The following is a 12,398-nucleotide window of genomic DNA, read 5'->3' as shown; positions in this document are numbered from 1 at the left end:
CGCGCCGAGTGCTCTGGCCGACACAAGTTTTCGCGCCGGCAAGATTGCAGGTAAAATTTCTGTGATTTAGGATTAAGACAACATCCTTATTGGAGGTTCGGATTTCGATCCGGCGGAGCCGGCCCCGCGCGGCGCGACGAGCTTGTCGTGATCCTTCGGCCGGGCCGGTCCGTGATCGCCGGGGCTGCGCCGGCTCATGCGGGACATCCAGCGGGCCACGAATTTTCGTCAACGGCGCTTTCAAATTTTTTGAGTTTCTTTTTCGGTGTTTCAAATCCACCCTGCATGCGGATCGGCCCCGGCTGACCGGTCGCCGGCACCGCTCGACCCGATGCGAGGTCCGGGACCTCGATACGCAGGCGGTGGGAGATGTCGCTCACGGACAAATGTCCGGCGCTGCGGCCTTGGACTCCCCCGTCGCCCGCGTGTAGAAGCTGGCCGATCCCGATCCTTTACTTCCGCACCGGCGCTCCGTCCGGGCGGCTCCCGAAGAACCTCGAGGCCATCATGAGCGTGGGTACCGCTGCCAATTCCCGGTCCAACTCGTTCTTCTCGGCGTCGCTGGCCGATGCCGATCCCGAGATCGCCCGCGCGGTCGCGCAGGAGCTGGGCCGCCAGCAGCACGAGATCGAGCTGATCGCCTCCGAGAACATCGTCTCGCGCGCCGTGCTCGAGGCGCAGGGCTCGGTTCTGACCAACAAGTACGCCGAGGGCTATCCGGGCCGGCGCTATTATGGCGGCTGCGAGTTCGTCGACATCGCCGAGAACCTCGCCATCGAGCGCGCCAAGCGGCTGTTTGCTTGCGACTTCGCCAACGTGCAGCCGAATTCCGGCAGCCAGGCGAACCAGGCCGTGTTCATGGCCACGATGCAGCCGGGCGACACCTTCCTCGGCCTCGACCTCGCGGCCGGCGGCCACCTCACCCACGGCGCGCCCCCGAACGTCTCGGGCAAGTGGTTCAAGCCGGTCTCCTACACGGTGCGCCGCGACGACCAGCGCATCGACATGGAGCAGGTCGAGCGCCTGGCCCAGGAGCACAAGCCGAAGGTGATCATCGCCGGTGGCTCGGGCTATCCGCGTCACTGGGACTTCGCCAAGTTCCGCGAGATCGCCGACAGCGTCGGGGCGGTGTTCTTCGTCGACATGGCCCACTTCGCCGGCCTCGTCGCCGGTGGCGTGCACCCGTCGCCGTTCCCGCACGCCCACGTCGTCACCACCACGACCCACAAGACCCTCCGCGGCCCGCGCGGCGGCATGATCCTGACCAACGACGAGGCTTTGGCCAAGAAGCTGAACTCGGCGGTCTTCCCGGGCCTCCAGGGCGGTCCGCTGATGCACGTCATCGCCGGCAAGGCGGTGGCCTTCGGCGAGGCGCTGACGCCGGAGTTCAAGCTCTACGCCCGGCAGGTGGTCGAGAACGCCCGCGCGCTTGCCGACACCATCATCTCGGGCGGCTACGACATCACCTCGGGCGGCACCGACAACCACCTGATGCTGGTCGACCTGCGGGCCAAGGAACTGACCGGCAAGGCGGCCGAGGCTGCGCTGACCCGCGCCGGCATCACCTGCAACAAGAACGGCGTGCCGTTCGATCCGCAGAAGCCGACCGTGACCTCGGGCATCCGCCTCGGCACCCCGGCGGCGACCTCCCGCGGCTTCGGCGTCGCCGAGTTCAAGAAGGTCGGCGAGCTGATCGTGCAGGTTCTCGACGGCTTGCACCGGGCCGGCGAGGCCGGAGATCCGAGCGCCGAGGAGGCGGCGAAGCAGGAGGTCCACGCCCTGACCGACCGCTTCCCGATCTACGCCTGATCGCTCCCCCGGTCTCCCGGCTTCCCCTTCCGCCAGGAGCACACTAGAACACGCGCCTCCGGGGCCGGTCCCACGCGGACCGGCCCCTTTTCGTGACAGAGGAACGGGCGACCGATGCGGTGCCCCTATTGCGGTGGCCTCGACACCCAGGTGAAGGATTCCCGCCCGAGCGACGACAGCTCGGCGATCCGGCGCCGACGCATCTGCCCGGATTGCGGTGGCCGCTTCACCACCTTCGAGCGGGTGCAGCTGCGCGAACTGATCGTCGTCAAGCGCTCGGGCCGCAAGGTGCCGTTCGACCGCGACAAGCTCCAGCGCTCCGTCGAGACGGCGCTCCGCAAGCGCCCGGTGGAGGCGGAGCGGATCGAGCGCCTGGTGAGCGGCATCACCCGCCGGCTCGAGAGCACCGGCGAGGCCGAGGTGACCAGCGAGGCGATCGGCGAGGCGGTGATGGAGGGCCTCAAAGGTCTCGACGACGTCGCCTATGTGCGCTTCGCCTCCGTCTACAAGAATTTTCGCGAGGCGCGCGACTTCGAGGAACTGCTGGGCCACCTCGCCGCCGGTGCGGCCCAGGCCGCCGCCGACGAGGCTCCCCCGCCCGAGGGGCCCGTTCCGGTCGATCCGGCGCCGCCGCCCCGGCGGGCGCGGAGCCGCGCGTCGTGAGCGCGCGAGAGTCCTTCCGGCACGATTCTGTCCGCGAGGAGGCTGACCGGCGCTTCATGCGCCTCGCCCTCGCCCTCGGCCGGCGCCATCTCGGCCGGGCCTGGCCGAACCCGTCGGTGGGCGCGGTGCTGGTCGGCGGTCCGCCGGGGGCCGAGCGGATCCTCGCCCAGGGCGTGACGCAACCCGGCGGCCGGCCGCATGCCGAGCGGGTCGCCCTGGCGGCGGCCGGGGAGGCGGCGCGCGGTGCCACCCTCTACGTCACGCTCGAACCCTGCTCGCATCACGGCCGCACCAGCCCTTGCGCCGATGCCACCATCGCGGCAGGCGTCGCCCGGGTGGTGAGCGCGATGGACGATCCCGATCCCCGGGTCGCCGGGCGCGGCCATGCCCGGCTCGCCGAGGCCGGCATCGCCGTCTCGGTCGGGCTGTTGGGGGCGGAGGCGGCCCGCGACCAGCGCGGGCACGTGACCCGGATCACGCAGGGCCGGCCGGCGGTCTTCCTCAAGCTCGCCCGCACGGCGGACGGGTACGCGGCGGGCGGGGAGGGCCGGCTGATGATCAGCGGGCCGCGGGCCAATGCCGAGATCCACCTCCAGCGGGCCCATTGCGACGCGATCATGGTCGGCGTCGGCACGGTGCTGGCGGACGATCCCCAGCTCACCGTGCGCCTGCCCGGGATGGCGGCGTGCTCGCCCTTGCGGATCGTCCTCGATCCCGCCTTGCGCACGCCGCCCACCGCCGGCCTCGTCCGCACCGCCGCCGAGGTCCCGACCCTGATCCTCGCCGGTCCCGGCGCCCCCGCCGAGGCGGAAGCGGCGCTCACGGCTGCCGGCGCGCAAGTGGAGCGGGTCCCGGTCACGCCGGCGGGGCGCATCGACCTGCCGCAGGCCCTGCGCTTCCTCGGTGATCTCGGCCTGACCCGAATCTGCTCGGAGGGCGGGCCGACACTGGCCGATGCGCTTGCCCGCGACAACCTCGTGGACGAGTGCCTGCTCGTCACGGGCGATTGCCGCCTCGGTCAGCCCGGCCTGCCGGCGGTCGGCCCGAACCTCGCCGCGCGCCTCGCCTCCGCGGAGTTCGCGGTCGCCGAGGAGGTCCGGATCGGCACCGATCTCTTCACCTGCCACATACGGAGCCCGTAGATGTTCACCGGCCTCGTTTCGGATGTCGGCCGCGTTGCCGCGGTGTCCGGCGATTCCAAGCTGAAGCGCCTCGCCATCGACTGCGCCTATGACCCTGCCGGCATCCCGATCGGCGCCTCGATCGCCTGCGCGGGCCCCTGCCTCACCGCCGTGACGGTGACGCCGCGCGAGGGCGGCTGCACCTTCGAGGTCGATGCCGCCGCCGAGACCCTGGCCCGCACCACGGTCGGGACCTGGGTCCCGGGGACCCGGGTGAACCTCGAGCGCTCGCTGAAGATCGGCGACGAACTCGGCGGCCACCTCGTCACCGGCCATGTCGACGGCCTGGCCGAGATCGTCGCCCGCGAGCCGGTGACCGGTCAGGCCGGCGACGTCTGGGCGCCGAGCGAGCGCTTCGTGCTCCGGGCGCCCGCATCTCTCTCGCGGTTCATCGCCGAGAAGGGCTCGGTCTGCCTCGACGGCACGTCGCTGACGGTCAACGGTGTGGAGGGCGACACCTTCACGGTGCTGCTGATCCCCCACACGCTCGCCGTGACCACCTGGGGCGAGCGCCGGGTCGGGGACCGGCTCAATCTCGAGGTCGACCTGATCGCCCGCTACGCGGCGCGGCTGACGGAGGCGCGGGCGGCGGTCGGGCTGAGCTGATCCGGGTGATCGCGCGGCGGCGGGAGATGGACGCATCGTTGAAGGAGCGGTTCGCACGACGGGGGCCAATCCGGGCCATCGATCTCGTCCCCTCCGGTTCACCTGGCATCCTTCTTCTGCGGCGTCATCCGGATCTCGCGACCGTTACGACGCTCTCGGCGGCTCTGTCGCTGTGCCGCCGGGGCGCCTCGATGCTGCGAGCCAAGCGCACGCTTTAAGCGATGGTGCGGGACGGCCCGCTCCTCCCTGCGGGTCATCCCAGCGGCTGTCGGAAGAGACGCGCCGCGCCCTGATCGAGGCTGGCTGATCCCATGTCTGACGCTGCGCGAGAACGGGCCGCGTGAGGCTCGAAAAAAATTCGCCGAGGCGGGAACCGGGCCTCGGCGTCCGCGTTCCACCCGCGCGAGGCCCGAACGGGCTCGCAGCTTGGGCGCCGGACACGGGTGTCCGGCGGTCCGGAACATCACACGATCCACGTCATCACGTTGCTCCAAGGAGGATGTGGTCATGAGGACCTTCGACGTCGCACCGCTCTACCGTTCCACCGTCGGCTTCGACCGGCTGTTCTCGATGCTGGACCAGGCCGCCCGGATCGAGCCCTCGACCCAGTGGCCGCCCTACGACATCGAGAAGGTGGGCGAGGACGCCTACCGCATCACCATGGCGGTGGCCGGCTTCTCGCAGGACGAGATCGAGCTGACCCAGCACGACACGACGCTGCTGGTCACCGGCCAGAAGAAGGACAAGGACGGTGGGCGCGATTACCTGCACCGCGGCATCGCGGCGCGCGCCTTCCGCCAGACCTTCAGCCTCGCCGACCACGTGAAGGTCACGGGCGCCAGCCTGGAGAACGGCCTGCTCGCAGTCGATCTCAAGCGCGAGGTGCCGGAGGCGCTGAAGCCGCGCCGCATCGCCATTGGTGGCAGGCAGGCCGCCGTCGGGCAGGACAACGCGCCCGCCCAGGTCGAACATCGCGCCGACCACCAGTCCAAGGCGGCCTGATCCTCAACGGGGCGGTCCGACTCTGGGCCACCTGAACCCTGTGCCATCACCGACGAACGGAAACCCCGGAGGCTTGCGCCCCCGGGGCCTGAGCGCCTTGCCGTGTCTCGTCATGCACCATCAGGGAGGATGAACCATGTCGATGGAGACGCATCTCACCCCTTCCGGTCTCCCCGACGCCGGCTCCGTCCATGCCGGCCCGATGAACCCGCCTGTCGTCCAGGCCGCCTCGGTCGAGGCGTGGCAGGCCCTCGTCGCACCCGGCGACGTGTTCCGGCACCCGCGGGAGGTGCTGTCGCACCCGCACCTGTCGCGGACGGAGAAGCGCGCGATCCTGGCCTCCTGGGCCTCGGATGCCTGCGCCCTGGAGAACGTGCCGGGCCTGCGCTGCCTCACCGGCTGCCGGGCCGAGCCGGTCCCGGTCGACGCCGTCCTCGGCGCCCTCGCCGAACTCGATCCCGGCTCGTCGCAGCACGAATCCTCGTCGGATGCCGTCGCACCCGCGACGAGGCGGCCCCCGAGGAGGCGTTCGCGCGGGATGCGGAACCTGCACGTCTTCCTCCGCCCGGGCCGCCGGGACGACGACGATGACCTGCCGCCGTGCCCGGCCGCGGCGATGCCGGTGCCGCGCCCCCGGACGCCTCCGAACGCCGCGGCGCGTGTGCTTTGCGTCCCGGCGTAGAGGGATGATGCCCAGGACGGGCCTCCGGCCGGAGCCAGGGCGTGTTCGATGATCTCGCCCCGCGGGAATCCCGATGGGTCGGGTCGGCGAGACGGACGAGATCGCCAGGGCGGCTTTGTTCCGTGCCGCGGACGATGCGAGCGTCGTCACCGGCATCGAGCGATTCGTCGATGGCGGCCAGGCGCAGGTCCGCCCGGGCGGACCTGCGTCGCCGATCGCCTCGTCGTGGTTCGGTCCCGCTTGGCCCGGAAGGCGGCGCTGCAGGTCCGGGATGCGCCCGTCCGGGATCGGATCAGTACGTTCCGAACTTGTAGTTCACCCCGGCGCGGACCACCGCGAACTCGTCGCTGCGCCGGTTATTGACGTTGAGCGTGTCGTAGACCGGCAGCACGCCGCCGTAGAGCGTCGTCGCACCGACCAGGGCGAGGTTCCCACGGCGACGATCGAGGTTCACGTACAGGCCTTCGACCTTCAGCGTGACGGCATTCGACTTGAAGAAGTTCAGGAAGGAGTCGGTCGGAAGGGCGTATTCGACGCCGCCGCCGACTGTCCAGCCGGTGCGGAAGCCGTCGCGGTTGCCGACGACCGGCGTCGTGAACGCGACATTGCCGATCCGGTCGTCGCCGGCGCCATAGGCGAAGCCGCCGGTGGCGTAGACGAGGGTGCGGTCCCAGGCGTAGCCGAGACGGCCGCGCACGGTTCCGAAGAAGTCGAGCCCCCGCAGGCTGCCGTTGATCGGAGTGAAGGTCGGATCGATGATTGCGGCCGGGCCGCTATAGCTGATCGTGGACCGTCGCACACGACCGAAATCGAGATACTGGGCGTCGGCCTCGACACCGACGACGACGCCGGAACCCGGCGTGAACTGGTAATTGTAGCCGATCTGAGCGCCGCCGCTGAAGCCGTCGCGGCCGCGGTCGCCGAACAGCACCTGCCGCCCCTCGAGGGACGTGGCCGGCGTGAACACGGCGACGGGCGAGATCACGCCGCGCGGAAACACCACTGGATTTCCGCCCGGCAGGCCGGCAGCCGGCGCGCGGTCGACGAAGCCGTCGCGGCGGTCGCCGGTGTCGAAGGCGTAGCCGGCATTCAGGCCGGCGTAGAATCCCGTCCAGGTGAAGACTGGCACCGGCGTGAAGACCGGAGGCGCGGCGCGGCGCGGCAGATCCGCCGCGCTCGCCGCACTGGTCAGTACGACACCAAGAGCGGAAGTCATTAATGCTTTATTAACCATTTGATTCTTGCCCCTCGTCTTGGATCTATAGAATAGCACCTGGGCCGGCGCGCGATATTGCACGCCGGACACACTTGCGGCGACTTCGAAGCAAGATCGGGGAGACTTTGTTGGACTGCGATATGCGAAGTATATTTTTGAGTCTAAATATTTTAAGAATGACGTTCTGCGTCCGCTTGCCGCAGAGCCGTTGGCGGGGAGTCCAGACGAAATAGTAATCGTTGCGCCAATTGGGGTGCGCGACGTGCTCTGGACATTGGATCGGTGCAACTTGCGGCGCGATGCGCGTTCAGAAGACACCGTCCGGAACGCGCATCAGACGCCCGCGCGGTGGAGCTTCAGGCTCCACACGCCTGAGCGAAGCCGACTTCCGCCTCGCGCCGGGCGATCCCGGCAGGATCGCCCGGCACGAGGCGGAAGTCGCATGACGGGCTCACGCCGTCCGCCGAGGGCCGCAGATCAGCGCGCGGCGCAAAATCCCCGGCCGTGTCAGCTATGCGCCAGGATCGCCAGCAGCAGCAGCGCGATGATGTTGGTGATCTTGATCGCCGGATTCACCGCCGGGCCGGCGGTGTCCTTGTAGGGGTCGCCGACGGTGTCGCCGGTCACCGCGGCCTTGTGGGCGTCCGAGCCCTTGCCGCCGTGGTGGCCGTCCTCGATGTATTTCTTGGCGTTGTCCCAGGCGCCGCCGCCGGAGGTCATCGAGACCGCGACGTAGAGGCCGGTGAGGATCACGCCGAGCAGCATCGCGCCCACCGCGGCGAAAGCCTGGCCCTTGCCGGCGATGACCTGGATCGCGAAGAACAGCACCACCGGGGACAGGACCGGCAGCAGCGACGGGACCACCATCTCCTTGATCGCCGCCTTGGTCAGCATGTCGACGGCGCGGCCGTAATCGGGCCGCTCGGTCCCCTGCATGATGCCGGGCTTCTCACGGAACTGGCGGCGGACCTCCTCGACCACGGCGCCGGCGGCGCGGCCCACCGCCGTCATGGCGATGCCGCCGAACAGGTACGGGATCAGGCCGCCGAGCAGCAGGCCGACGACCACGTAGGGATTCGACAGCGAGAAATCGACCGTGACGCCCTGGAAGAACCGGTACTGCGTCGCCGAGGCGTTCTTGATGAAGTAGTTCAGGTCCGAGGTATAGGCGGCGAACAGCACCAGGGCGCCGAGGCCGGCCGAGCCGATGGCGTAGCCCTTCGTCACCGCCTTGGTGGTGTTGCCCACGGCATCGAGCGCGTCGGTGGACTTGCGCACTTCCTTGGGCAGCCCCGCCATCTCGGCGATGCCCCCGGCATTGTCGGTCACGGGGCCGAAGGCGTCGAGGGCGACGACGACGCCGGCGAGCGCCAGCATGGCGGTGACCGCGATGGCGATGCCGAACAGGCCGGCCAGCGTGTAGGTGACGATGATCCCGGCCACGATCACGAGGGCCGGGAGCGCGGTCGATTCGAGCGAGATTGCCAGGCCCTGGATCACGTTGGTGCCGTGGCCGGTGACCGACGAATGGGCGATCGACTTGACCGGCCGGTAGTTCGTGCCGGTGTAGTACTCGGTGATGACGACGATCAGCGCCGTGATGACGAGGCCGGCCACCGCGCACAGGAGCAGGCTCAGCGAGGTGAAGCTGTCGCCGCCGGTGGTGGTGAAGCGGGTCGAGAAGCCGCCGAACATCACCATGTTGAGGCCCGCGATCGCCCCGATCGAGAGCACGCCGGCGCCGATCAGGCCCTTGTAGAGCGCCCCCATGATCGACTGATTCGCACCGAGGCGCACGAAGAACGTGCCGATGATCGAGGTGACGATGCAGGCCGCGCCGATCGTCATCGGGTAGATCAGCATCGTCTCGAGCACGTTGAGGCCGCCGACATCGGTCTGGCCGGCAAAGAAGATCGCCGCCAGCACCATCGTGGCGACGAGGGTGACCGCGTAGGTCTCGAACAGGTCGGCAGCCATGCCGGCACAGTCGCCGACATTGTCGCCGACATTGTCCGCGATCGTGGCGGGGTTGCGCGGATCGTCCTCGGGAATCCCGGCCTCGACCTTGCCGACGAGGTCGCCGCCGACATCGGCGCCCTTGGTGAAGATGCCGCCGCCCAGCCGCGCGAAGATCGAGATCAGCGAGGCGCCGAAGCCGAGGGCCACGAGCGAGTCGATCACCTCGCGGCTCGACGGGCTCAGGCCGGCGAAGCGGGTGAGGTACGTGTAGTAGAGCGCGACGCCCAACAGCGCGAGGCCGGCCACCAGCATGCCGGTGACGGCGCCCGACTTGAACGCCACCGAGAGGCCCGCCCCCAGCGACTGGGCCGCCGCTTGGGCCGTGCGCACGTTCGCCCGCACCGAGACGTTCATGCCGATGAAGCCGGCCATGCCCGACAAGACGGCGCCGATCAGGAACCCGACCGCGACCTTGAGGCCGAGGAACCAGGCCAGGAGCCCGAACAGCACCACGCCGACGATCCCGATCGTGGCGTATTGGCGGCGCAGGTAAGCCTGGGCGCCTTCGGCGATCGCCCCGGCGATCTCCTGCATGCGCTGCGTGCCGGCATCGCGCCGCATGACGTCGTTGATGGTGACGATGCCGTAGGCAACGGCGCAGAGGCCGCCCAGGATGATGAGCAGGAGTGCGGTCATTCTACCGTCCTTGATTGTCGGGCATTCCCGCGACGTCGGACGGCCGAGATGGCGAGCGACCGTGAACGCGCGACGCGGGCCTCCCTCCCTGTTGAGCGGGCCCGCGCGCCAGCGCGGATCCACGTCCCTAGTCGTGCCAAACTTCCTACCCGAGCGCAAACGCTCCCAAGCTTCGTCCTCCTGAGACTTTCGACGCCGCGCCGCCGTCCTTTGGAACGGCTCAGAAGTGGCTGAACGAACCGGAGTGGAAGCGGCGCACGTGACCATCGGCAGTGCGGAAGACCGGCGGGGCACCGCCTTCCGTCACCGTGCCGATCTCGCAGAGCGGCACGCCCGCCCGCGCGGCAGCCACGCGCAGGGCGGGCACCTCCGCGGGATCGGCCGCGCAGAGGATCTCGTAATCGTCGCCCCCGGTCAGGGCGGTGTCGAGAAGGTCCGGCTCCACCGCCAGAGCTGCCCGGGCGGCGTCCGAGAGCGGAATCGCCTCGATCTCGACCTCGGCGCTCAGATGCGTGGCCCGCATCATCTTGGCGAGGTCGCCGACGAGCCCGTCCGATACGTCCATGGCCGCGCGGGCATGGGCGCGCAGGGTCGGGGCGAGGGGCAGGCGGGCCCGCGGATGCAGGTAGCGGTCGATCAGGGCGGCCCGGACCGGGATGGACAGGTCGTCGCCCCAGACGGCCGACGGGTTCTGCCGGAGCTTGAGGCCGAGCGCCGCGTCGCCGATGCTGCCTGAGACCAGGAGCCGGTCGCCGATCCGCGCCGTGCTCCGCTGGACCATGGTGCCGGACGGGACCTCGCCGAAGGCGGTGATGCTCAGCAGGGTCGGGCCGCCCGCCCGCACGGTGTCGCCCCCGAGGAGCGGGCAACTCGCCAGGGCGGCCGCCTCGCTCAGGCCGGTGCAGAAACCGGCGAGCCACGCTTCGGTCCAGTCGTCCGACAGCGCCAGGGTCAGGAGGAAGCCCCGCGGCTCGGCGCCCTTGGCGGCGAGGTCGGACAGGTTCACGCTGAGCGCCTTGCAGGCGATCGAGGCTGGCGGATCGTCGGGAAAGTAGTGCACGCCCGCCACCACGGCGTCGGTGGTGAGCACCAGGTCATGGCCCGGGCGCGGCGTCAGCAGGGCCGCGTCGTCGCGGAGCGACAGCCCGCCGGCGCCGGCGAGCGGCGCGAAGTAGCGGGCGATCAGTTCGTCTTCGGTCGGTCGGGGCAGAGTGGGGCGTGCCATCACGGGCCAGTCTCGCGGCAGGAAACGGGCGGCGGATGACGGCGTTCCCGGCCTGAACGCCGCACAGCTAGGCCGCGGGCCCGGGCCAACGCAATGACCTAGCGGCAAAAATCGGAAAATTGTCCGTTGGCCACGTGAGTCTGCCCGGCCCGCGAGCGATCGTCCGGAGACGATGTCAGCCCGCGCGGGAGCCTTTGGAAAGGGAGCCCTTGGAGAAATCGTCCGGCCGCACGGCACGGCCGACCTTGTCGAGCACCGCGTTGACGAGGCCCGGCTCCTCGCCCTCGTAGAAGCTGTGGGCGACGTCGACGTATTCGGAGATCGCGACCTTCACCGGCACGTCGCGGCGGAACATCACCTCGTAGGCACCGGCGCGCAGGATCGCCCGCACCACCGCCTCGAGGCGGCGCAGGGGCCAGCCGGCGGCGAGCGCCGCGTCGAGGCGCTGGTCGATCGCCCGCTGCTCCTCGACGGTGCCGCGCAGGAGATCCCGGAAGAAGGCGGTCTCGGCCGGCGGATGCTCCACCTCGTCGATGACCTGCCCGATCCAGAACGCCTCGAACTCGGCGAGGGCGTCGATCACACCCTTGCCGGAGATCTCCATCTCGTAGAGGGCCTGGACGACGGCGAGGCGGGCGCCGCTGCGCTCGGCGGGCTTCATCTCACGCGGTCTCCGACGTGCGGCGGGGAGTGAAGCCGATGGTGCGGTCCTGGCGGCCCGCGTCTTGAGCCCGGCGCAAAGCCAGCACTGCCAGCGCCGCTTCCGCCGCGCCGCCGCCCTTGTTCATCTCGGCGACGCGGGCGCGGGCCTGGGCCTGGGCCTCGGTCTCGACCGTCAGGATGCCGTTGCCGAGCGGCAGGCGGAGCATGACGGAGAGATCCATCAGCGCCCGGGCGCTCTCGCCAGCGACGATGTCGTAATGGCCGGTCTCGCCCCGGATGACGCAGCCGAGCGCCACCACGGCGTCGTAGGGCTGGTGGGCCCGGGCCGCGGCCTCGAGCAGGATCGCCACCGTCTGGGGGATCTCCAGCGCCCCCGGCACCGTGACCACCACCGCCTCGGCGCCCGCCGCCGCGATCGCGGCCCGCGCGCCGGCGAGAAGCTCGTCGGCGATGTCCTCGTAGTAGCGGGCCTCGACGACGAGCACCCGGGCTCCGGTGAGCGCGGGGCGGTCGGCTCCGCTGTCGCGGCGTGGCGTGACCATGGCGAACTTCTGCATCTCGAACGGGCACCGGCCCGCGCGCAGCCGCGAGCGGCCTCGCCGCGGTGCATCACCGGTGGGGGAGGGGACCACTAGACCAGAAGAGGGCCCTCCCACAAGGGCTTGCGCCTCCGCGTACAGGGCAATCGCTTCAGCC

The 12,398-nt window shown here is 70.2% G+C and carries 12 protein-coding genes and 1 pseudogene; 7 read left to right on the top strand and 6 right to left on the bottom strand.

Translation table 11 applies throughout. From position 1 onward, the window contains the following. Positions 1-194: 194 nt before the first annotated feature. Complete coding sequence (locus tag VP06_RS36500) at positions 195-380, bottom strand: hypothetical protein (RefSeq protein ID WP_156295676.1); 186 nt, start codon at positions 378-380, stop codon at positions 195-197. 127 nt (positions 381-507) lie between these two features. On the opposite strand from VP06_RS36500, the gene glyA reads away from it, so the two are divergent. The 7 genes and pseudogenes from glyA to VP06_RS39030 form a co-directional block, all read left to right on the top strand. After that, positions 508-1,809 (top strand): serine hydroxymethyltransferase, encoded by a 1,302-nt coding sequence (gene glyA, locus VP06_RS18725; RefSeq protein ID WP_048465300.1) that lies wholly within the window; start codon positions 508-510, stop codon positions 1,807-1,809. 114 nt (positions 1,810-1,923) lie between these two features. Further along, positions 1,924-2,472 (top strand): transcriptional regulator NrdR, encoded by a 549-nt coding sequence (nrdR, locus tag VP06_RS18720; protein WP_048465299.1) that lies wholly within the window; start codon positions 1,924-1,926, stop codon positions 2,470-2,472. 56 nt (positions 2,473-2,528) lie between these two features. Then, positions 2,529-3,614: a bifunctional diaminohydroxyphosphoribosylaminopyrimidine deaminase/5-amino-6-(5-phosphoribosylamino)uracil reductase RibD gene (gene ribD, locus VP06_RS18715; protein ID WP_048465298.1), complete on the top strand. Its 1,086-nt coding sequence runs from the start codon at positions 2,529-2,531 to the stop codon at positions 3,612-3,614. Beyond that, positions 3,615-4,259, top strand: coding sequence for a riboflavin synthase (locus VP06_RS18710; RefSeq protein ID WP_048465297.1), 645 nt, complete (start codon positions 3,615-3,617; stop codon positions 4,257-4,259). It begins immediately after the preceding gene. 507 nt (positions 4,260-4,766) lie between these two features. Beyond that, positions 4,767-5,261 (top strand): Hsp20 family protein, encoded by a 495-nt coding sequence (locus VP06_RS18705; protein WP_048465296.1) that lies wholly within the window; start codon positions 4,767-4,769, stop codon positions 5,259-5,261. A 136-nt stretch (positions 5,262-5,397) separates the two neighbouring features. Beyond that, positions 5,398-5,943 carry a hypothetical protein gene (locus VP06_RS18700; RefSeq protein ID WP_048465295.1) on the top strand — a complete coding sequence of 182 codons (546 nt, stop codon included), beginning with the start codon at positions 5,398-5,400 and terminating at the stop codon, positions 5,941-5,943. A 73-nt stretch (positions 5,944-6,016) separates the two neighbouring features. Beyond that, positions 6,017-6,067: pseudogene (locus VP06_RS39030) on the top strand (hypothetical protein); the annotation flags it as partial. 168 nt (positions 6,068-6,235) lie between these two features. Here VP06_RS39030 and VP06_RS18695 read toward each other — a convergent pair. The 5 genes from VP06_RS18695 to ribH form a co-directional block, all read right to left on the bottom strand. Continuing rightward, positions 6,236-7,177 carry an outer membrane protein gene (locus VP06_RS18695; protein WP_048465294.1) on the bottom strand — a complete coding sequence of 314 codons (942 nt, stop codon included), beginning with the start codon at positions 7,175-7,177 and terminating at the stop codon, positions 6,236-6,238. Positions 7,178-7,666: 489 nt separating this feature from the next. After that, a complete protein-coding gene (locus VP06_RS18690; protein WP_048465293.1) occupies positions 7,667-9,814 on the bottom strand; it encodes a sodium-translocating pyrophosphatase in 2,148 nt (715 codons plus the stop codon). 220 nt (positions 9,815-10,034) lie between these two features. Further along, on the bottom strand, positions 10,035-11,039 hold the full coding sequence (thiL, locus tag VP06_RS18685; RefSeq protein ID WP_082167485.1) for a thiamine-phosphate kinase: 1,005 nt from the start codon (positions 11,037-11,039) through the stop codon (positions 10,035-10,037). A 175-nt stretch (positions 11,040-11,214) separates the two neighbouring features. Beyond that, on the bottom strand, positions 11,215-11,700 hold the full coding sequence (gene nusB / locus VP06_RS18680; protein ID WP_048465292.1) for a transcription antitermination factor NusB: 486 nt from the start codon (positions 11,698-11,700) through the stop codon (positions 11,215-11,217). 1 nt (position 11,701) lies between these two features. Beyond that, positions 11,702-12,244, bottom strand: coding sequence for a 6,7-dimethyl-8-ribityllumazine synthase (ribH, locus tag VP06_RS18675; protein WP_048465291.1), 543 nt, complete (start codon positions 12,242-12,244; stop codon positions 11,702-11,704). Positions 12,245-12,398 lie beyond the last annotated feature (154 nt).

Source organism: Methylobacterium aquaticum, assembly GCF_001043915.1.
GTDB lineage: Bacteria > Pseudomonadota > Alphaproteobacteria > Rhizobiales > Beijerinckiaceae > Methylobacterium > Methylobacterium aquaticum.
This window is presented reverse-complemented; position numbering and strand designations above follow the sequence as displayed.